This is a genomic window from Protofrankia sp. CiP3 (assembly GCF_917627345.1).
GTDB lineage: Bacteria > Actinomycetota > Actinomycetes > Frankiales > Frankiaceae > Protofrankia.
Genome location: NZ_CAKJTM010000012.1, coordinates 68,270 through 88,398 on the forward strand (window position 1 = coordinate 68,270; position 20,129 = coordinate 88,398).

Annotated in this window: 15 protein-coding genes; 8 read left to right on the forward strand and 7 right to left on the reverse strand. The window is 66.5% G+C overall.

Annotated elements, in window-relative coordinates; genetic code table 11:
• Positions 1-196 precede the first annotated feature (196 nt).
• Positions 197-652, forward strand: a complete 456-nt coding sequence (locus MJ797_RS07090; RefSeq protein WP_239332988.1) for a hypothetical protein — start codon at positions 197-199, stop codon at positions 650-652.
• Positions 653-784: 132 nt separating this feature from the next.
• Here MJ797_RS07090 and MJ797_RS07095 read toward each other — a convergent pair whose 3' ends face one another.
• The 4 genes from MJ797_RS07095 to MJ797_RS07110 form a co-directional block, all read right to left on the reverse strand.
• Complete coding sequence (locus MJ797_RS07095; RefSeq protein ID WP_239332990.1) at positions 785-1,459, reverse strand: hypothetical protein; 675 nt, start codon at positions 1,457-1,459, stop codon at positions 785-787.
• Between the two features lie 216 nt (positions 1,460-1,675).
• Positions 1,676-2,551 (reverse strand): succinate--CoA ligase subunit alpha, encoded by an 876-nt coding sequence (sucD, locus tag MJ797_RS07100; RefSeq protein ID WP_239308617.1) that lies wholly within the window; start codon positions 2,549-2,551, stop codon positions 1,676-1,678.
• 24 nt (positions 2,552-2,575) lie between these two features.
• Complete coding sequence (gene sucC, locus MJ797_RS07105; RefSeq protein ID WP_239332992.1) at positions 2,576-3,742, reverse strand: ADP-forming succinate--CoA ligase subunit beta; 1,167 nt, start codon at positions 3,740-3,742, stop codon at positions 2,576-2,578.
• 563 nt (positions 3,743-4,305) lie between these two features.
• Positions 4,306-4,722: a cobalamin B12-binding domain-containing protein gene (locus MJ797_RS07110; RefSeq protein WP_239308615.1), complete on the reverse strand. Its 417-nt coding sequence runs from the start codon at positions 4,720-4,722 to the stop codon at positions 4,306-4,308.
• A 500-nt stretch (positions 4,723-5,222) separates the two neighbouring features.
• On the opposite strand from MJ797_RS07110, the gene MJ797_RS07115 reads away from it, so the two are divergent.
• The gene (locus tag MJ797_RS07115; RefSeq protein ID WP_239332994.1) at positions 5,223-6,158 is read left to right on the forward strand and encodes a triacylglycerol lipase; all 936 of its coding nucleotides are present in this window, start codon (positions 5,223-5,225) and stop codon (positions 6,156-6,158) included.
• Between the two features lie 420 nt (positions 6,159-6,578).
• Positions 6,579-7,241 (forward strand): M23 family metallopeptidase, encoded by a 663-nt coding sequence (locus MJ797_RS07120; protein WP_239332996.1) that lies wholly within the window; start codon positions 6,579-6,581, stop codon positions 7,239-7,241.
• A gap of 71 nt (positions 7,242-7,312) precedes the next feature.
• Here MJ797_RS07120 and pcrA read toward each other — a convergent pair whose 3' ends face one another.
• The gene (gene pcrA / locus MJ797_RS07125) at positions 7,313-9,709 is read right to left on the reverse strand and encodes a DNA helicase PcrA (protein WP_239332998.1); all 2,397 of its coding nucleotides are present in this window, start codon (positions 9,707-9,709) and stop codon (positions 7,313-7,315) included.
• A gap of 397 nt (positions 9,710-10,106) precedes the next feature.
• Here pcrA and MJ797_RS07130 point away from each other — a divergent pair, with 397 nt between their 5' ends.
• Positions 10,107-11,219 (forward strand): threonine/serine dehydratase, encoded by a 1,113-nt coding sequence (locus MJ797_RS07130; RefSeq protein WP_239333000.1) that lies wholly within the window; start codon positions 10,107-10,109, stop codon positions 11,217-11,219.
• 44 nt (positions 11,220-11,263) lie between these two features.
• Here MJ797_RS07130 and guaA read toward each other — a convergent pair whose 3' ends face one another.
• The gene (gene guaA / locus MJ797_RS07135) at positions 11,264-12,895 is read right to left on the reverse strand and encodes a glutamine-hydrolyzing GMP synthase (protein WP_374581639.1); all 1,632 of its coding nucleotides are present in this window, start codon (positions 12,893-12,895) and stop codon (positions 11,264-11,266) included.
• Between the two features lie 468 nt (positions 12,896-13,363).
• On the opposite strand from guaA, the gene MJ797_RS07140 reads away from it, so the two are divergent.
• Genes MJ797_RS07140 through MJ797_RS07155 form a run of 4 tightly spaced genes read left to right on the forward strand, consistent with a single transcriptional unit; the run spans position 13,364 to position 18,419 of the window.
• The gene (locus MJ797_RS07140) at positions 13,364-17,038 is read left to right on the forward strand and encodes a nitrate- and nitrite sensing domain-containing protein (RefSeq protein ID WP_239333002.1); all 3,675 of its coding nucleotides are present in this window, start codon (positions 13,364-13,366) and stop codon (positions 17,036-17,038) included.
• On the forward strand, positions 17,035-17,457 hold the full coding sequence (locus MJ797_RS07145; protein ID WP_255720431.1) for a roadblock/LC7 domain-containing protein: 423 nt from the start codon (positions 17,035-17,037) through the stop codon (positions 17,455-17,457). Before MJ797_RS07140 ends, MJ797_RS07145 begins: the two co-directional genes overlap by 4 nt.
• 25 nt (positions 17,458-17,482) lie before the next feature.
• Positions 17,483-17,842 (forward strand): DUF742 domain-containing protein, encoded by a 360-nt coding sequence (locus tag MJ797_RS07150; RefSeq protein ID WP_239310871.1) that lies wholly within the window; start codon positions 17,483-17,485, stop codon positions 17,840-17,842.
• Complete coding sequence (locus MJ797_RS07155; RefSeq protein WP_239310872.1) at positions 17,823-18,419, forward strand: ATP/GTP-binding protein; 597 nt, start codon at positions 17,823-17,825, stop codon at positions 18,417-18,419. Before MJ797_RS07150 ends, MJ797_RS07155 begins: the two co-directional genes overlap by 20 nt.
• Before the next feature lie 115 nt (positions 18,420-18,534).
• On the opposite strand, the gene MJ797_RS07160 is transcribed toward MJ797_RS07155, so the two are convergent.
• A complete protein-coding gene (locus MJ797_RS07160; RefSeq protein WP_239333004.1) occupies positions 18,535-19,839 on the reverse strand; it encodes an ABC transporter substrate-binding protein in 1,305 nt (434 codons plus the stop codon).
• Positions 19,840-20,129 lie beyond the last annotated feature (290 nt).

Below are 20,129 nucleotides of genomic sequence, written 5' to 3' on the forward strand. Positions count from 1 at the left end.
CCCCATAGACGAACAGATGTTCGTACATTAGCGAGCAGGTCGGACATTTCCTGACGCTATGAGCCCTGGCCGGCTCGCGCCGCGAAAACTCCCCCGCTGGCGGGGTGCCGCACCGGTGGGGGGACGGATGAGCACGCATACCCGCGGGCGCCGTGACCCGTTATGATGCCCGTTGCCGCAGCTGGGAGGGCCTGCCATGGTAGTGCCGAAGGAACCACGGCCGGGCGCCGCCCCCAGCGACGGCTCGCGGCCTACCGAGTATCGGCATACGCATGTTGATCATCCGGGCGGATCCCGGAACAACTTTGGCGGTCTGGCCCTGGCACTGGGCCTGCTCGGTGTCGCGACCTGTTGGATCGGCATCGGCGGCCTGGCCGGAATCGCCGCTGTGGTCGTTGGCATGTTCGGTCGTTCCCGCGCGCGGCGGATGGGCGGTGCGGGCGGCGGTGTCGCAACAGCTGGACTGGCGCTGGGCGTGCTCTCCACTCTCATCGCGCTGCTTCTTGTCGGCGGCACCTGGACCTTCTACGAGCGGCATGGCGATGACCTGCGCCGGTATCAGGACTGTCGGAGGGACACGAGCCAGGACCCCGCGGTCTGCCAACAACGCTTCGACGAAGTGCTCAAAAACCCACCCGCCTCAAGCCGGTGAGGTGCGTGCGCACGCTGCACGCCCATGAACAGCGGCACGCCCTGAACAGCCGCCGCATGGGCGGCCAGCCCCACTCAACCACCGGAACCGACCACCGGCAGCCCGCCCGGAAGGCTACCGCGAGCGGCCTGTCTACTGGTCCCGCTGACCGTAGGGCGGCTGGCCGTAGGGTGGCTGCTGGCCGTAGGGTGGCTGCTGGCCGTAAGGCGGCTGGCCGTAGGAGGGTGGCTGGCCGTAAGGCGGCTGGCCATGCGGACCAGGTTGTCCGTAGCCGCTCTGCGGAGGCTGCCCGTAGCTGCCTGGTTCGCCATACCCGCCCGGCAAGGGGCGGCCCGACGAGTCGTAGCGGGTACCTGGCGTGGCCGGGAACCGCGCACGGCCACGGCCGCCCTGCCCGGGCAGCGTGTACCCGCTCGCCAACACGCTGAGAACCGCGAAGGCCGTGATCGCGGCGGACGCGATGAGCCCCAGCCAAAGCCCGGCGGCACGATGGAGGTTCCCAAACCCCAACAGCACTTTAAGAAAGATCATAATTGTGCCAAGCGCCGCTGTCCCGGCAATGACCAGAATCCAGTCCGCGCCCACGGCCGGCAGCTGGACACGGGCGAAGGCACGCAGCGCCACCAGCCCGGTCGCGAGCAGCCCGAGCTCTACGCCGCTATAGGCGAAAAAGCCCACTCCCCACGCGTTCTCCGCGAGCCGGCCGAACGAGAACCAGTTGAATAACGAGACGATGAACAAGACGGCACCGGCGACGAGAACGCCGAGATCATTATTGGATACGTCACGACCGGCGAGACGTGGCACGGAATGACCTCACTTCATACGATCAACGGTGGCCTGACGGAGCCACCCCTACCACGGTAGCCGCTGTGCCCCGAGACGTCATGATCCCATCCGTGGTTCAGGTCCGATACTGAAAATTTCCCCCGAGGGACCTGACGCGACGTGGAACGCCGTAACCGGGTGTGAACCGCCACCGAAACAGCGGGAGCACACCCGGTTACGGGATGCTTCAGGATTTCAGAACGAACGCATGACGTCAGCCATGAGACGGGCGGTCTCCGAAGGAGTCTTGCCCACCCGTACACCCGCCTTCTCAAGAGCTTCTTTCTTGGCCTGCGCCGTGCCTGACGATCCGGAGACGATCGCCCCCGCATGGCCCATCGTCTTGCCCTCCGGCGCGGTGAAGCCCGCGACGTAGCCGATGACCGGCTTGGTGATGTGCGCCTCGATGTACGCGGCGGCACGCTCCTCGGCGTCACCGCCGATCTCACCGATCATCACAATCGCGTCGGTGCCGTCATCGGCCTGGAACGCGTTGAGAGCGTCGATGTGAGTCGTGCCGATGACGGGGTCACCACCGATACCGACCGCGGTGGAGAAGCCGAAGTCCCGCAGCTCGTACATCATCTGATAGGTCAACGTACCGCTCTTGCTGACCAGACCGATACGGCCGGGCGGGGTGATGTCCGCCGGAATGATGCCGGCATTCGACCTGCCGGGGCTGATGATGCCCGGGCAGTTCGGGCCAATGATCCGCGTCGTGTTGCCCTTGGCCTGCGCATACGCCCAGAAGTCAGTGGTGTCATGCACCGGGACGCCTTCGGTGATGACCACGACAAGCGGCATGCCCGCGTCGATGGCCTCGATCACGGCGGCCTTCGTCCCCGCTGGCGGGACGTAGACCACGGAGACGTTCGCGCCGGTCTTCTCGATCGTCTCGGCCACGGTCGCGAAGACCGGGACACCCTCGACTTCGCTGCCCGCCTTCTTGGGGTTGGTACCGCCGACGATCGATGACCCCGCGCGCAGCATCCGGGCGGTGTGCTTGCGCCCCTCGGAACCGGTGATGCCCTGAACCAGGATCTTGGACGTCTCGTCCAGCCAGATTGCCATTGTCGGAAGCCTCTTCCCGTCCGCTCAGGCCGCGGCCGCGGCGAGCTGGGCGGCGAGCTTCGCCGCACCGTCCATGGTGTCCACCGACCTGACCGCATCGAGGTTCGCCTCGGTGAGGATGCGCCGGCCCTCGTCCGCGTTGTTGCCGTCCAGCCTCACGACCAGCGGCGTGGCGACGTCACCGACGATCTTGAGGGCCTGCACGATACCGTTCGCGACCGCGTCGCAGGCGGTGATACCACCAAAGATGTTCACAAAAACACTCTTGACCGCAGGGTCGGAAAGAATGATCGACAGGCCGTCCGCCATCACCTGCGCGGACGCGCCACCACCGATGTCGAGGAAGTTCGCCGGCCGCTGACCGCCGAACTCCTCACCGGCGTAGGTGACGACGTCCAGCGTGGACATGACCAGGCCGGCACCGTTACCGATGATCCCGACCTGTCCGGACAGCTTGACGTAGTTGAGGTCCTTCTCCTTGGCCCGCCGCTCAAGGGGGTCCACCGCCGCGACATCGACGAAGCCCGCGTGGTCCGGGTGGCGGAAGGAGGCGTTCTCATCCAGGCTGACCTTGCCGTCCAGGGCCACCACACGGCCATCGGCGGTCAGGATCAGCGGATTGACCTCCACCAACGTGGCGTCGGACTTGACGAAGACATCCCATAGCTTCACCAGGAGCTCGGTGGCGCCGTCGAGAGCGGCCTCGGGCAGCTTCGCGGCAACCGCGATCTGGCGGGCAACGGTCGCGTCGACCCCGGTCAGCGGATCTATCGGGATGCGGGCGAGGGCTTCGGGCTTGGTCGCCGCGACCTCCTCGATCTCCATCCCACCTTCGCGGGAGCACATGGCAAGAAATGTCCGGTTTGCCCGATCGAGCAAGAAGGAGGCGTAGTACTCCTCGGCGATGTCGCTCGCCTGTTCCACCAGTACCGAGTGGACGGTATGGCCCTTGATGTCCATCCCCAGGATGGCGGTGGCTTTGGTGGTGGCGTCAGCCGGACCGTCGGCGACCTTCACTCCGCCGGCCTTGCCCCGGCCGCCGGTCTTGACCTGCGCTTTGACGACAACGCGACCGCCGAGATCGGTGGCGATGGCGTGCGCCTCGCCGGGGGTCGTGGCGACCTTGCCGGAAGGCACGGGAACGCCGTGATCGGCGAACAGCTTCTTCGCCTGATATTCGAAAAGATCCACAGTCCGTCCAGTCGGATACGAGATCGGTGGTCAGGATCGAACGTTTGAAAGTTCACGAAGATGAGAAGCATCCCGAGCCTACTGAGTTGCCCGTCGCGGTAGCCGCGCTGGCTGTCGCGACAGACGGTCACGCATGTCCGGGACAGCACCATCATCACCCGTACCCGCCACCGGGCGCCCTACTTTGTGGCAGCCGACACCGCGATCACACCGAGCAGGCGACCCTCATCACGAAGATCCTAAGAGCGCCCGGCAAGAGGGTCAACGAGGCTGGGGTGATCCCGACAACCGCGGGACCGCCGCCCGAGCCAGCACCACGCGCGGCTCCGGCGATGCGGAGACGCATCCCCACTACCAGGGCGAACGGGCCACTGGGAGCGCCTGATCGGGTCAGGTCGGAAATCACAGGCCCGAGCGGGAGGCCACCCTGCCCCACTACCTCAGCCAGAACCGGCGCCCACCTGACCGACCAGGCCCGCCTGGTACGTACAAGGAAGATCTAAAACAAACCAACAACTCGGTCAAGAACCGATCCGCACGTGATCCAACATGGTCCAACCAGGTCAGAGCGCGTGCACCGTAGCCACCCGCGAACGGATCCAGTCGACGATCTCGCTGGTCGTCGCTCCCGGAGTGAATATCTCGGCCACTCCGAGCGCCTTCAGCTCGGGGATGTCGGCGGCTGGAATAATACCGCCGCCGGTCACCACGATGTCGTCGGCGCCACGCTCCCGCAGCAGCTCCATCAGGCGCGCGAACAGGGTCATGTGCGCGCCTGAGAGCACCGAGAGACCGATGCAGTCGGCATCCTCCTGGATGGCGGTCTCGACGATCTGCTCGGGTGTCTGGTGCAAGCCGGTGTAGACGACCTCCATGCCCGCGTCCCGCAACGCACGCGCGATCACCTTGGCACCGCGATCATGACCGTCGAGACCCGGCTTGGCAACCACAACCCGGATCCGCTCACCGTTTCCGCTCACGCCGCCTCCTTGCGATCCGTGACATCGACTTCCGTAACAGGGTGCTGGGAAACAGCATCTCTCGGTGGGCCGCCCAGCCCCCGGCCACACGGTCACAGCTCCTCACCCGCGGTTGCGGGCTCGCGGAATCCAGTAGGCCAGCAGCCACGCGATCATCGTCCTCGCACACGACCGGAGGCCCCGAGCAGGCTAGCGTCGCGCGTCCGGAGAAGCACGCCGTTGCCGACCGGGCTGACCGGGCTGACGGGGCCGACCAGCGCAGAAACAGTCGACAGCCATCAGGTCCGTTTGTACTCTCGGTCACAGTAGGCGTGACAATGATCCGCAGAACCTCCAGCAACACGAAGAGTCACCACGAGAGTAGCCGACAGCTCGGTTCGCGATCAAACGGCCCTGGATCATCGCGCTGCTCCGGTTGGCCGGTTCTTCCGGCGGCTATCCACGCACGGACGGGAGAAGGGGTAATCGACAAACGTCAACTGGGCCGGACCGACACGGTGGTGGGCAGGATCGCCAGATCCTTCGGTGCGACCACGGCTCACCACAGCGCAAAAGTGACACGCGGGCTGCTCGACGTGCCCGCGACGGTCCGCGGGATGGTCCTGGAAGCCACCTGGGTGGCGACCCATGTCGCCTTCTATCCGGTCGGGGTCGTCTCGGAGAAACTGCGTGAACCCGTCCGGCGCTACACGCTCGAGGGGCTGTCACCGCTGCGGCGCGGCCTGCTCATCGGCGACATAGAAGCCGCGGGCACGCCGATCCTGCTGGTGCACGGCCTGATTGACAACAGGTCCATTTTCACCCGGTTGCACCGGTCACTGCGTCGGCGCGGTTTTGAACACGTCGCCACCGTGAACCTGCCCCTGTTCACCTCGGACATACCCACAGCGGCCAGCCGGCTTGCCAAGATGGTTGAAACCACATGCGAGCAGACCGGACACGGGCGCATACACATCGTCGCCCACTCGCTCGGTGGCCTGGTCGCACGCTACTACGTCCAGAAACTGGGCGGCGACGAACACGTCCACACGCTGGTGACCCTGGGAACTCCGCACGAAGGTACCCGCCTCGCCCGGATGCTCCCGCCAATGGTGCCCTACACCCTGCTGCGCCAGTTACGCCCAGATTCGGACGTAATCCGGGAACTGGCCGAGCCCGCACCAGCCTGCCGGACGCGCTTCCTGGCGTTTTCCGGTGACCTGGACACGGTGATCCGCCCGACCGAATCAGCGCTTCTTCACCACCCGGACCTCAGCGTCCGCAATGTTCGGCTGCCTGGTGTCGGCCATCATTCACTGCCGTTCAATCTTGACGTTGTCCACCAGATTGCGAACGTGCTGGCCCACCTCGATGGTGACGCGGAACGTCCCGACACCGGCAGGGAACGACCGGAGGGACAGCGGCCGAAGGCGGCAGCACGCTCCGAAGCCCGCTAGGAGCCTGTTCCAGCCCCTGTTCCCGATCCTGGCGGTCGCTCTGGCACCGGGAGCCGTCCAACATGATCCAATCATGTTGGACGCAATGGCTGCAAAAAGCGACGTATGTTACGCTCACTGTCACTACGTCCCCTTGGCGTGGGGTGGCGACAAAGTCATGATTTGGCCGGTGTAGCGTCTTCATCGGTTTACGGGATCCCCCCTCCTGCCGCACGGTGCCGTGGCTGGAGCCTTGTCGACCAACAGGAGCGTGAGTCCGGGTTGTCGCAGCCCCCTGCCCATAGCTCCGCGCGACACCGTGAGCACGGTGCGCCCGCGAGACGTGGGATATCGTTCGGTCGCGGCCGGCGAACGGCGCCCCTGGCCCAACTGCGTCGCACCGGAGTTGCCTCGGCTGTTGTGTCGACGCTTGGCATCGCCATGGTCAACACAACCGGCATCGCGCACTCCGAACCGCCATCCCTCACCCGGCTTGGGACCGTCAGGGCGCCTTCGGCCGCCGGCCAGGCCGAGAGCGCGACCGATGGCCTGAGTGACCCGGCCCTGGTCGCACAGCTCGACAACGACGGCGCGGCTATGCGGCTCCGGGTCCAGGCTGACCGGGTTGACCGCGATGAGGCGCTGGCCCAGCTGTCCATCCTCCTCGTGCAACGACGGAATGCGGCCGAGCGGACCGCACGCGATCAGGATGACGCGCTGCGCTGGGTGCGGCCTGTCGAGGCCCGTCTCACCCAGCGGTTTGGCGGTGCCAACGGCCACCCCGGCATTGACCTTGGAGCCGCGCTGGGCACCCGGATCGTCGCCGCCCACGGCGGCACAATCATCTATGCGGGATGGGAGTCCGGCTACGGCAACTTCGTACAGATCATGCACGAAAACAAAATTGTCACCTGCTACGGCCACCTGTCACGCATCGATGTCCGGGTCGGCCAGGTGGTCGCCACCGGCCAGCAGATCGGCCTGGAAGGCTCAACCGGTTATTCGACCGGCCCGCACCTGCACTTCGAGGTCCGGCTCAACGGCCAGGACGGCATGAAGATCGACCCGCTGGCCTGGCTCGCCGAACACGGCGTGACCTACTAGCGCACCGGAATGACGATCTCAAACCCCCTCTAAAAGCTGCCTGCGTTACGCGACACCAGCGTGACAGCTGGTCAGAGCTTTTCAACGGGTGCGAAACGCAGGAGCAACCGTTTGGTTCCCGTGCCATCCCCAAAATCAATACTGGCTTCCAGATTGTCACCGGATCCCGCCATGGCGACAACCTGGCCCAGCCCAAACGTGTCGTGGTTGACCCGGTCACCCGTGGTCAGATCGGGAATGGGACGTGGGACCGGCGAAGGCCGGCGGCCGGGTAGTCCGCCGGCCTTCGCCGACGACGGCCCAGCGGACGCCGAGCCCCACCCCGACACCCGCGGCGCGGACACGGGCGACGGCGGTCGTGTGCTCTCCTGCCAGGTAATCAGCTCCGTCGGCACCTCGTCGAGGAAACGCGACGGTGGGTTATACGCCGGCTGCCCCCAGGCACTGCGGACATGCGCCCGGGTCAGGTAGAGCCGGGCCCGAGCGCGGGTGATGCCGACATAGGCGAGGCGACGTTCCTCCTCAAGCTCGGTCGGGCTGCCGAGCGTGCGGATATGCGGGAACATACCGTCCTCCAGCCCGGTCAGGAAAACAACCGGGAACTCCAGCCCCTTTGCACTGTGCAGGGTCATCAAAGTGACGACCCCGGCTCCGCCGTCAGCGGGGTCGGGTATCTGGTCGGCATCGGCGACCAGGGAGACCTGGGCCAGAAAGTCCGCAAGTGAACCCTGCGGAAAGCGTTCGGTGAACTCCCGGGCCACGCTGACGAGTTCCTGCAGGTTCTCCACCCGTCCCGCGGCCTCGATGTTTTCCTGCGCGGTCAGTTCGGCGAGGTACCCGGTTCGTTCCAGGGCCGCCTCCAGCGCCGTTACCGGACCGGCCTCCCCGACCGCCCGCAGCTCGGCGAGAAGGTCCACGAAACCACGGACCGCGGTCGCGGAACGGGTAGGCAGGCCCGGGATCTCCGCCGCCTGGCGCAGGGCGTCGGCGAACGGAATCCGTTCTTTTTCGGCAAAGACGGCGAGCATCGTCTCGGCACGCTCGCCAATGCCCCGCTTGGGCACGTTGAGAATACGCCGCAGACTCACCGTATCCGCCGGATTGGCCAGCACCCGCAGATAGGCGAGGAGATCCCGGACCTCACGCCGATCGTAGAAACGCACTCCGCCGACCACTCGGTAGGGCAGCCCGACCCGCATGAACAGTTCCTCGAAGACACGGCTCTGGGCATTGGTCCGGTAGAAGACAGCGACGTCACCTGGCCTGGCTGTGCCGGCGTCGGTGAGCCGATCGACCTCGGCGGCGACAAACGCGGCCTCATCGTGCTCGCTGTCGGCGACGTAACCGACAATCTTCTCACCGTCGCCCGCGTCCGACCACAGCCGTTTGGGCTTACGCTGCCCGTTACGGGCGATCACCGCGTTGGCCGCCAGCAGGATCGTCTGCGTGGAACGGTAGTTCTGTTCCAGCAGAACCACGGTCGAGTCAGGATAGTCCTGTTCGAACTCGACGATGTTGCGGATGTTCGCGCCCCGGAAGGCATAAATCGACTGATCGGCATCACCGACCACACAAAGCTCGGCCGGTTCCACACCATGGCTCCCCGCGCCTGGGCGGACCGGCTCACCGTCCACGGTCAGTGGGGATACGCGGCCGACCAGCTCCCGTACGAGCACGTACTGAGCGTGATTGGTATCCTGGTACTCATCGATGAGAACGTGCCGGAACCGGCGCCGGTAATGCTCGGCGACCTCCGGGAATGCCTGCAACAGGTTCACGACAGACATGATCAAATCATCAAAATCGAACGCGTTCGCTTCCGCGAGCCGGCGCTGATAAATGCCGTAGGCCTCGGCGGTGGCCCGTTCGACATGATTCACCGCCCGGTCGCGGGCGGTCTCCCAGTCGATCAGCTCGTTCTTGAGGTTGCTGATCCCGGCGGCGAGCGCGCGGGGAGGGTAGCGCTTGGGATCAAGGTCTAGATCGCGAGCGACCAACGCCAGCAGCCGCTGCGCGTCGGCCGCATCGTAGATTGAGAAACTGCTGGTGAACCCGAGTCGCGCCGCTTCCGACCGCAGAATACGCACGCAGGCGGAATGGAAGGTGCTGACCCACATCGCCCGCGTCCGGGCACCGACCAGCGCGGTGACCCGCTCCTTCATCTCGTTCGCGGCCTTGTTGGTGAACGTGATCGCGAGGATCTCGCCAGCGCGGACCTCGCGCACGGCCAACAGATAGGCGATCCGGTTCGCGAGCACCCGTGTCTTGCCCGATCCCGCGCCCGCGACCACGAGCAGCGGCGAACCGGCATGGACGACCGCGGCCCGCTGCTGCGGGTTCAGCCCCCCCAGCAGGACATCGGGATCGAGTCGCGGAGCGGGACGACCAGCCTGCTCGCCCGGGTCGAAACCGGCGTCAGCGCCGGCATCATCGAAGTCGGCGTACGGACCGCCGGAAAGAGTACTCATAGCAAATCGATCATATGTTCGACGTCCGACAGTTCTGGCAGCGATGCACACTCGACACCCTACGAGGCACCGGTAGGCCTCACGACAGGGCGTAGCGCCAGATCGGCATCCAGGCCGCTCCGATCCGCGGGCCATCCCGGGATCGATCAGCTGGCCGAGCGGGCGGCCGCCGGCACAGTCAGGAGGATCTCGGGCATCCGGTTTGACGACCATCGGCACGAGCGAGCATCCTGAGCGGGTGGCGCAGCATCTTATGATTATTTTCTGGGCGCGCGAACCCGCCTGACGAACCAGCGCTCCGGGTCCGTGCGCCTTGCCCTCCTGCCATGCCGACGGGGGGCTTTTTTGTTGCCGCGACCATGCAGCAGATGGTCGCCGAGCCATCGGGAGAGCAGCGATGAGCCGACCAGCCGCCACCCAGGCGCCGACCAGCAGTGATGGCGCCGCTGCCGAGACCCCGTCAAAACCCGGCCCGCCCCCAGGCGGCCGCCGTGCCGACCAGCCGGCCGCGGAGGTCCCCAATGCCGGCATCGACATCGCCGGCATCGACGTCGACCGGGCCGCGGCTGTGCTCACCGGGGTGGCCCAGCGCACCCGGGTCGTGCGCAGCGCGCACCTGTCCCGCCTGACCGGCGTGCCGGTGTGGTGCAAATGCGAGAACGAACAGCGCACCGCCTCGTTCAAGCTGCGCGGCGCCTTCACCCGGATCGCCCTCGCGGACCCCAAGGTGCGTGCGCGTGGCGTGGTCGCCGCCAGCGCTGGCAACCACGCCCAGGGCGTGGCCTACGCGGCGGCCCGCTTCGGCGTTCCAGCGACGATCTTCGTTCCAGCCGGGGCAAATCCTACAAAAATCGCTCGAACCAGGCGATTCGGCGCTCACGTCGAACTTGTCTCAGGCGACGTCGACGCCGCTCTGCTTGCCGCCGAGTCCGCCGCGCACGACCTCGGCGGGCTGCTCGTACACCCCTTCGACGACCCGATAGTGATCGCCGGTCAGGGCACGATCGGGCTCGAGCTGATCGAGCAGATACCGGGGCTGCGTACCGTGCTGGTCGGCGTTGGTGGTGGCGGGCTGATCGCGGGTATCGCGACAGCGCTCAGACAGCGCCGCGCCGATGTGCGGGTGATCGGTGTCCAGGCAGCGGGCGCCCCCGCTTTCGTCCGCTCCTGGCGCCGCGGGCACCGGCTGTGGGTACCGGCCACGACGATCGCGGACGGCATGGCCGTGCGGAGCCCGGGCAGTCTGCCGCTGGCCCTCGCCGCGGACCTGGTGGATGACATGGTCACGGTTGATGAGGAGGCGTTCTGGGAAGCGATGGTGATGTTGGCCCAGGGCGATGGCCAGACGGTCGAACCGGCTGGTGCCGCCGGGGCCGCGGCGCTGCTGCGCCATCCGGGCTGTGCGCAGGGCCCGACCGCGGTGGTCCTGTCCGGCGGGAACATCGACCAGGCGACCGCTGGCCGCGTACGGGCGCTGGCGGCCGAGTCGCTGCGCACACCCGCGGCCTGAACCGGCCGCATCGCCACCCAGGGCCACCCCCACGCCACCCGGGGCTACTCCCACTCGATGGTGCCAGGGGGTTTCGAGGTGATGTCGTAGACCACCCGATTCACCTGGGCGACCTCGTTGACCACCCGGTTGGAGATGCGTTCAAGCAGCTCATAGGGCAGCCGAGCCCAATCGGCAGTCATCGCGTCCTCGCTGGTGACCGCACGCAGGACAACCGGGTGCCCGTACGTGCGCTCGTCCCCCTGCACCCCGACCGAGCGGACGCCGGCCAACAGCACCGCGAACACCTGCCAGATTTCACGGTCCAACCCGGCACGACGGATCTCCGCGCGCACAATCGCATCCGCGGCCCGCAAGGCCTCAAGACGCTCAACAGTAACCTCACCGATGATCCGGACAGCAAGGCCAGGCCCTGGGAAGGGCTGCCTCCAGACAATCTCCTCGGGCAGCCCGAGTTCCTCGCCGAGCCTGCGCACCTCGTCCTTGAACAGCGTGCGCAACGGCTCCACCAGGTTGAAACGCAGATCGTCGGGAAGACCACCCACATTGTGGTGCGATTTGATCTTCGCCGCGGTCGGTGAACCGGACTCGATGACGTCCGGATACAGCGTCCCCTGCACGAGGAACTCAATCTGGGTTCCCTCGCTCTCGGCCCGTGTCTCGAGCTCGCGGGCCGCGGCCTCGAAGACCCGGATGAATTCCCGACCAATGATCTTACGTTTACGCTCGGGATCGGTGACACCGGCAAGCGCGGCGGCAAACCGGTCGGCCGCCTTCACCTGGAGCAGCTCAACGCCGGTCGAGGCAACGAAGTCCTTCTCGACCTGTTCGGCCTCGCCAGCACGCAACAAGCCATGATCGACGAACACGCACGTCAACTGATCACCCACGGCTCTGTGCACAACGGCCGCAGCCACCGCCGAATCCACCCCACCGGACAGCCCGCAGATGACCCGGCTGCCACCGACCTGAGCACGCACCGCCGCCACCGCCTCATCCGCGATGTTGAGCGTGGTCCAGTCCGGCCGGCACCCGGCACCGGCGAACAGGAAGTGCCGCAGGATGTCCAGCCCCCAGTCGGTGTGCGCGACCTCGGGATGAAACTGGACGCCGAACAGCCGGCGTTCGGTGTTCTCGAAGGCCGCGACCGGGGTTGCCGGGGTCGCCGCGGTGACCACGAAGCCAGGTGGTGGTGCCGTCACCGAGTCGCCGTGAGACATCCACACCTGCTGGGCGACGGGCAGATCCGCGAACAGGACGCCCGCAGCCGTGACCGCGAGCGGGGTAGCTCCATACTCCGCGACACCCGTGCGCGCGACCGTCCCGGCCAGCGCGTGCGCCATCACCTGATGGCCGTAGCAGATGCCCAGGACCGGGATACCGGCACCGAACAGCGCCGGATCCACCGCCAGCGCGCCCGGTGAGTACACCGACTTCGGCCCGCCCGAAAGGATAATCGCGGCGGGACGCCGAGCGATGATCTCCTCGACCGGAAGATCCCACGGCACGATCTCCGAATACACATGGCACTCGCGCACCCGCCTGGCGATGAGCTGAGCGTACTGGGCACCGAAGTCCACGACCAGAACCCGGTCATGGACGGGGCGGAACCCCGGATCGGTACCGGTCGAACGCCCGGCGGGCTGCGAGGCTGCGGTGTTCACGGCGGTGTTCACGGCGTCAGCCTACGAAGCGGCACGGGCCCACGGCCGCGCGGACATTGATCCTTTCCCGCAGCCGTGCCGTGACGGGTGTCCGCATGAGTCCCGGCCGGGGCACCACCCGGATCGCCGGACAGCGGCCGTGCGCACTGGCCGATCGTAACGATTCCGGCATTCACGACTACCATCAACTAGTATCGGCCCATGCCCGTCCGGCCGCTCCTGGGTTCGGCGGGAACCACTCCTGGGTTCGGCGGGAACACAGCCACCGCATCGAGCGGGAAGTGGGCAACAGTTCCCACACTTCCGGCCGTGCCGAGAAAACCATGATCCTATAGCCTTTGGGTGGCTACCCTAGGGTAGGCGTCTTTCGGGTCGCCTGTCCGTACCGCTAAGGTGCCTGTCGAGGGACATCCGGGCCCGATACCGAGCCATCCTGGTACGACGTGTTCCGGGAGGCTGGCGGAGAGGTTGCGAAGGTACGTGCGCAGACAACCGATAGCCAGCAGGGGCGTCGACGCGCCCGCGGCATCCCCAATGACGCCGGAGGAGCCCGCCGACGACGGTGGGCATCGCGTCGGTGTGCCTACGATTACCCCGGCGGCCCCCGGCGGCCTGCGGCGGATAGCGGCGAACGCCGCCACCCCGGCGAACTGGCGGGTCCGGACCAAGCTGATCGCGATTCTCGCCGTTCCAATGATCGCCATCCTGGTCAATGCCTCCCAGGGGGCCAATGCGGTCCTCAGCAGCACCCAGCAGATCAACAGAGTCCGCAACATGATCCAAATCAGTCGCGCCGCCACCACCCTCACGTTCGAACTGGAGCGGGAACGCACCTACACGATCGGCTATGTCGCGAGCGCGGGGCAACAGCGTTCCCTCGACGCGGTCAAAGCGGCACAGGCCCGGGTCGACCAGGCCGCCCGTGACTACGAGGACACCACCAGGGGCCGCCAGAATGGCTTCAGTGAGCAGACCCGGGCGGCAATCCAAGCAGCCGCCGACCGGCTGTCCCGCCGACAGAACGTGCGCGCGACGGCACTGACTGTCGTCGACCCGGACACCGTCACCGTGACCTATACAACTATTATCAACAGTCTTGTCAACCTGGCTGCCCTCATTCCGCAGGGTCAGGACGACGGGTCGCTGCTGGCGGACGTGACGAGCGCGGACGCGATTGCCCGCTCCGGGGAACTGCTGGCCGCTCAGCAGGCGCTGGTCTACGGCATTCTACAGAAGCAGCAGTTCGATAACAGCGACTATCGCGCGTTCGTCGGATTCCACACTGAGCGCGAAAGCCAGATTTCCCGCTTCGAGGGCGCGGCAACCGGCCCGCAGCGCGATTTGTACGGGACGACCGTTACCGGTCAGGACGTGTCGCAGGCCAACGACAACTCGCAGACCGTGCTGACCGGACGAGTTGGGCAGCCCCTCGACCTGGACGCCCAGAAATGGCTGAGGTCGACCCAACAAACGATGGACCTCAACCACAAGGTCCTGACCTCCCTTTTCAGCGACACCGACAGCCGGGTTCAGACGCTTCGTTCGACTATTCAGCGCAAGGCGCTGGTAGCCGGTCTGCTCATCGTTTTCATCCTGGCCGCGGCCCTCCTCATGACAATGATCGTGGCCCGCTCCCTGGTCCGGCCGCTCCTCGGACTGCGCGCGGCGGCGCTCGACATCGCCGGCAGCCGCCTGCCTGAAGCCGTCCGTCGCCTGCGTGACTCCACTGACCAGGACATCGACACCAACATCCAGCCGGTCGGTATCGACACCGAGGAAGAGATCGGTGAAGTCGCCCGTGCGTTCGACGAGGTACACCGGGAAGCCGTCCGCCTCGCCTCCGAGCAGGCGGTCCTGCGAAACAACGTCAACGCGATGTTCGTCAACCTGTCCCGACGAAGCCAGGGCCTGGTCGAACGGCAACTACGGCTGATCGACGATCTGGAGAACCGGGAGCAGGACCCCGACCAGCTCTCCAACCTGTTCAAACTCGACCACCTCGCCACCCGTATGCGGCGGAACAACGAGAGCCTGCTGGTCCTCGCCGGTACCGACACCGCTCGCCGCTGGACCCACCCCGTCCCGCTCAACGAGGTCGTCCTCGCCGCCATCTCCGAGGTGGAGCAGTACACGAGGGTGAAACAGTCGGCCGCGGCCCCGGTATCGATCGCCGGACACGCGGTGAGTGACGTCGTGCACCTCATCGCCGAACTGCTGGAGAACGCGACATCGTTCTCGCCGCCGGCAACAGAGGTGTTGGTCACCAGCCATTCGCTCGGTCCCGGCGCGGGGGCAATGATCGAAATTGAGGACCGTGGCATCGGCATGCCGGCCAAGGACCTCGAGCGTGTCAACGAGCGCCTTGCCAACCCACCGGTCGTCGACGTGTCGGTATCCCGGACGATGGGTCTGTTCGCGGTAGGCCGGCTGGCCACCCGGCACGGCATTCGCGTCCAGCTTCGGGAATCAACTTCCGGCGGCATAACCGCCGTGGTGCGGCTACCAGCCAAAGTTGTCGCCGGTGATCCGTCGTCAAGCGCCCCCGCACGGCCGGCGAGTACTGTCGGTGGCGGTCGCCCATCGGTTGGCAGCCGGCCAGCGGCCGACAACGCTTTCCCCGCGGCCATGGCCAACGGCACCTTCACCGCCAACGGCACCTTCACGGCCAACGGCAGGACGCCAGCCAAGGACAGCGCGTTCTCCAACGGCGCTGCCCAGCTCAACGGGCATGCCCCGTTGAACGGCAGCGATCCGAGATCCGCCGAGCCGCAGCTGGGATTCCCGCCTCTTCCGTCCCCGGCGCCGCACATGGCGTCCCAGGACGACCGGGACCGGGGACGGCGTCCCGGAGCGGACGGCATGCCGGCCGACAGCGGATTCCGCCAGGCGGGAAGCGGCGGACTGGACGTGGGCTCCGCCCGTTTCGGAGGTATGAAGCCAGGCCCGGACGCTCTGTCCAGCACTACCGGCCCGCAGCACATCATCGCCGGCGACCGGTCGGGAATCGATTTCCCAGCCGCGACCGGACCTTCCAGCGACGGTTATGAGATCCCCCGCGGGCCGAGTGCTTCGTCTTGGCCGGCCGCATCGGACACCGGGCCGATCAGCACCGGACCGATCAGCACCGGACCGATCAGCACCGGACCGATCGGTAACAGACAGCCCGCAATGGGCCCCACCGGCTTCGGGATGTCAGAACCCGCGGATCACGTCGCCCCGGACACGGTGTGGGGTGCTCCGAAGGCCAACGCCGATCCCACCTTCGGCCGGGCCGCCGTGACGCACAAGGCATACGACGGCGGACGCTCGACCGGCGCCATGCCGATGGCCGGCGACCAGTCTGACGATTTCAGTCCAGATCAGACCGACGCCCCCTTGGACGATTCATCCTTCGTCCAGGCAAGCGCCAAAGATGATCAAGGTGCTGAACACGAGCTGGACGATGCCGACACAACTCCCATCTTCGACTCGGTGTCGGCCTGGTTCCAGCGGCGCTCCCCCGCACCGGCGCTCCCGACCCGGCGGGCTGTGCCACCGCCGTCCCCGCTGCGCCGTCCAGGCCCGACGATCAACCGTGGCCCGGCGGTACAGCGTGGTGACTCACGCCCGGCAGAGCCGCTGAGCCGTCTCGGTGGCCGTGCTAACACGATTGCCGGCGGCGAGAGCAGCCGCCCCGGTTCCTCCTTCCCGCCCCCAGGCCGGCTTGCGAACCCTGCCCCGGCAACCAGCCAGGATGCGGCACCCCCTGAGCTCCCGGTACGCGCCGGTGCGGGGATGGGTGCCCCCCCGGCCTATTCACCAGAGCCGATGTCGAGCGCGATGGTCACCGGTGTCGGCGACGCCACGGCGGCTTCCGCCGCCCCCGGGGCGATCTCCTGGTCCTCCGCCGGTGATGCGGGCTGGCAGGCGGCCGAGGCCGCCCGTCAGCCCGCATCCAGCGGAACGACTCGGGCCGGTCTGCCGTTGCGGGTCCCGATGACCCACCTCGTGCCGGGTAGCGCCGAACCCGGGCCACGGCGCCGTCCACCGGACACGCCCCCTCGGTCTCCGGAAGCAGTCGGTGGCCGGCTCGCCAGCTTCTATCAAGGCGTTCGGCAAGGGCGCGACGTCACCAGGGACGCCGCTCCTCGCCGGGATGCCCAGGAGGACATGTGACGCCCATGAGCTCAGACGCACAGAACCTCAACTGGTTGATCAATAACTTCGTCGAGAGGGTGCCCGGTGTCGCGCACACCGTGGTGGTCTCCGCGGATGGTCTGCTTCTGGCCGTATCGGACGGATTCCCCCGCGACCGCGCGGACCAGCTGGCGGCCGTCGCCTCGGGTCTGGTGAGCCTGACACAGGGCGCTGCCCGTGTCTTCGAAGCGGGCAACGTGACGCAGACTGTCGTCGAGATGGAGCACGGCTTCCTGTTCATCATGGCGATCAGCGACGGCGCCAGCATGGCGGTCCTCGCGGCGCCGTCGTGCGACATCGGGCTTGTCGGCTATGAGATGGCACTGCTGGTAACCCGGGCGATGGACGTTCTGACGCCGGCACTACGGGCCGAGCTGCAGGGGATCCTTCCGCGGTGAACCGACGGGAACACAGGGGGTCAGGGTGAGCATTGATCCCGAGAACGCCCCCGGGCCGGTTGTCCGTCCCTACGCGATGACCGGTGGAAGAACGCGCTCACGGTACGAACTTGCCATCGAGGCGTTGGTCTTCACGACAACCCTCGGCGAGGAACGGGCAATTGACCTTGCCCTGGAGCAACAGACAATTGCCGCCATGTGCCAGCATGTGCGATCGATCGCGGAGATCGCCGCCGGCCTGCGGGTTCCCCTCGGCGTCGCAAGGGTGCTGGTAGGCGACATGGCGGACGAAGGTTACGTCCGGGTACACCAGCAACCGGACCGCGACGAGGCGCCAGACCTCGCGCTGCTCGAAAGGGTTCTCAGTGGCCTTCGAAAACTCTGACCACCGACGGGTCAATTCATCCGTCGCCACGACATCAGTCAAGATTGTTGTTGCTGGCGGTTTCGGTGCCGGCAAGACGACCTTCGTGGGTTCGGTGTCGGAGATTGTGCCCCTGCGCACTGAGGCTGTGATGACCGAAGCCGGGGCGCACGTCGACGACCTGACCCACCTGACCGACAAGACGACAACCACCGTCGCCATGGACTTCGGGCGGGTCTCCCTGGATGAGGATCTGATCCTGTATCTGTTCGGTACGCCAGGACAGTACCGTTTCTGGTTCATGTGGGACGACATCGTCCGCGGCGCGATCGGTGCCATCGTGCTGGCCGATACGCGGCGGTTGGCCGACTGTTTCGCCGCGGTCGACTATTTCGAGCAGCGACAGCTGCCGTTCGTTGTGGGCGTGAACTGCTTCGACGGTATCCTGCGGCATTCCATCGACGATGTTCGGGAGGCCTTGCAGATCAACCAGGCCGTACCAATCATCACCTGCGACGCGCGGAACCGTGACTCCACGAAAAGCGCACTCATCTCGGTGGTCGAACACACCATGTCCCGAGCGGTAGCGCGGACCTGAACCCGGGCCCGCAGCCGGTCGAGGGCGACCCGGAAGAATACTACCCGCCCTCGACCGTGCGGGATGTCACAGCCGCAGGCGGCTGGGATACTGTCGGCCCCACTCCTTTATCGCATCAGCTGTACTGCTGCACCCGGTCCGACTGCGAAACAATGCTGCTGTCCGAATCTTCACCGACGATCACAAGCTTGTAGCCCTTGTCCTCTTCCTGGCGCCACTGACCGCCGACCAAAGGCGTCTTCGCGACGTTCTTGGGGATGTTCGCCAAACCGCCGAAGGCGAGCGGCCCCACTATCGTGTTGATACGCAGTTTACCGATGGCATCCGCGAGTGCCGCCCGGTCACCGAGGGAGCCGACCTGGGCCAGCGCTTCGGTGGCAACCTCGTACAGCGCGTGCACGAAGCCAAGGGTCTGCAGCCATGGCTTCCCGGTCTTCGCGGTGAAGTCGTCGGCGAGCGCCTGGGGGGTGGCCCCCGTCAACGAGCTCCGAAAACGGTGCACAGGTGACCACCAGACCTCGGTGCCAAGGTTGCTCGCATTCGTTCCGAGCTCCAGGACCGACGCCGGGAACAGCAATGCCTTCGCCACCGTTACGATCTTTGGCTTGAAATCCTGCCGGACTGCCTCCCGCCAGAACAAGGCAAAGTCGGCCGCTGTCATCACCCCGGTCAGGATATCCACGCCCTTGCTCTTGAACTGGCTCACCAACGGGCTGAAATCTGTTGTGTTGGCCGGGATCGCGGGTTGCGCCGCCAAGGAGTAGCCATGCCCGGCAATCGCCTGCGGGAAGGCCCCGGCGAACGCCCTGCCATCGGGGTCATCTGGCCACAGCGCCCCGACTTTCTTGTTGGTGCCGAGCTGCGCCCACATTCCCAGGTAAACCTGGATCACATCCTCCAGGCCCCAGAAGAAGTGATAGGTCCATTTGAACGGCTTCGTGAGGTCGCCACCGCGGCCGGAGAACCACGACTGCCATGGAGCCGCGGTGGAGATGCATGGCACCTCATTCGCCTCGCACTGGTCCGCAACCGGGTTGACCGTGTCCAGCGTCGACCCGACCAGCACGACGTCCACACCATCGATGAAAATCAGGTCGCTGGCCGCCTGCGCCGCTCTGGTCCGGTCGGACTGGCTGTCCCGGAAAATGATGTCCACCGGGTAGGTCCGAGTGCCTATGGTCAGGCCACGCCGGTAGAAGGAACGCATCGAGTCGGTGACGTACCTGTCCGCGACGCCGAATGCGGCCAACGACCCGGTCTGCGGGCTCACATAACCGATCCGGATGGATCTCGACGCTTTCGATCCGTCGGAGCCCCCACCGCACGCGGCAAGCGGCAGGGCGGCGGCGGTCATTCCAGCCAGGCCCAGCAGCTTCCGGCGGTCCAGGGAGCCACCGCCCCAACCGTCCGGTCGGGCCATGACCGGACGATACGAGCTGGTCGTGGCGCAGACGCCGGAGTCCGAAAGGCTGCCAGGTCGTACCGGGTCAGCGCCGGTCACACGGTCAGATCGGAGCATGGGACCTGATCCTGCCGCACCCAGGTTGAAACCTGGGCACTGGGTCCTGGTCAACACGTATCCAGGAGATCAAAAGGGGAGTTTTGTTCCCTGCATCGTGCATTGTCACCCGTTGTTCTGACGCTCGGCACGGCCACCGGAGCAGGCGATCACCGAGACCGGCCAGAACGCCCTCGGCCGGGCTGCCTGGA

Excerpts from the sequence above, each read along its gene's own strand:
- pcrA (WP_239332998.1), bottom strand. The coding sequence starts at position 9,709 with ATGAGTACTCTTTCCGGCGGTCCGTACGCCGACTTCGATGATGCCGGC.
- MJ797_RS07120 (WP_239332996.1), top strand. The coding sequence starts at position 6,579 with ATGGTCAACACAACCGGCATCGCGCACTCCGAACCGCCATCCCTCACC.
- MJ797_RS07160 (WP_239333004.1), bottom strand. The coding sequence starts at position 19,839 with ATGGCCCGACCGGACGGTTGGGGCGGTGGCTCCCTGGACCGCCGGAAG.
- MJ797_RS07090 (WP_239332988.1), top strand. The coding sequence starts at position 197 with ATGGTAGTGCCGAAGGAACCACGGCCGGGCGCCGCCCCCAGCGACGGC.
- MJ797_RS07130 (WP_239333000.1), top strand. The coding sequence starts at position 10,107 with ATGAGCCGACCAGCCGCCACCCAGGCGCCGACCAGCAGTGATGGCGCC.
- sucD (WP_239308617.1), bottom strand. The coding sequence starts at position 2,551 with ATGGCAATCTGGCTGGACGAGACGTCCAAGATCCTGGTTCAGGGCATC.